This window comes from Polaromonas sp. AET17H-212, assembly GCF_002379085.1.
Lineage (GTDB): Bacteria > Pseudomonadota > Gammaproteobacteria > Burkholderiales > Burkholderiaceae_C > Polaromonas.
This window is the reverse complement of the sequence record NZ_NBZW01000074.1, coordinates 1-536: the sequence shown is the minus strand read 5'-3', so window position 1 is coordinate 536 and position 536 is coordinate 1. Positions and strand designations below refer to the sequence as shown.

The window sequence follows — 536 nt, the reverse complement described above, 5'->3', positions numbered from 1 at the left end:
GCCCAGAACCTGCGCCTTGAGTTCGGCGCTATGACGCCGGCGCACGATCTTCTTGGAGTCTTTCATGGTGTCCACCTAAATTCCTTGGTGGACACCATCCTTGCCGCTTATACGGCCGAATTCAAGAAGGGGGTGGCCGGACGCTTACGTCTTATCCAAACATCGCACTGCGCAACTTCATCGATCTAGATGCACTTGGCCTCTCAATTTCTAAAAGTTTTCAGCAATTTGCATGGCAGTCGCAGGTCGACATTCTTTTATGCACCTGCGACGAGGATCCGATAGCGGGGTTCGAGCTGGACTCAGAATGGCATGACGCTGAAGACGCGGCGCGTCGCGACGACATAAAAAACAAGCTATTTCAGCTGGCAGGATTGCCTCTGTTCAGTAAGCGCGCGGTGATCCCGTCTTGACGACGGCCGACAGGGTCAAGTAGTGGAGAGAGGGGCCTGCCAGCGATGCGGCAGCAGCTCTTGGACGCGACTGGCCGGCTGCGTGGGCAGCCGCTCGAGGATGTCCTTCAGGTATGCGTACGG

3 protein-coding genes are annotated in these 536 nt (G+C 56.5%); 2 read left to right on the top strand and 1 reads right to left on the bottom strand.

The window, feature by feature from the left end; genetic code table 11:
• Both B7G53_RS23090 and B7G53_RS22300 read left to right on the top strand, forming a co-directional pair.
• Positions 1-189, top strand: a 189-nt coding sequence (locus B7G53_RS23090; RefSeq protein ID WP_217992646.1) for a hypothetical protein, incomplete at its 5' end; no start/stop codon positions are given.
• Positions 120-413, top strand: coding sequence for a DUF2726 domain-containing protein (locus B7G53_RS22300; RefSeq protein WP_369680291.1), 294 nt, complete (start codon positions 120-122; stop codon positions 411-413). The genes B7G53_RS23090 and B7G53_RS22300, both read left to right, overlap by 70 nt.
• Before the next feature lie 15 nt (positions 414-428).
• Here B7G53_RS22300 and B7G53_RS22295 read toward each other — a convergent pair.
• A partial coding sequence (locus B7G53_RS22295) for a transposase domain-containing protein (RefSeq protein ID WP_141396417.1) occupies positions 429-536 on the bottom strand: 108 nt, incomplete at its 5' end.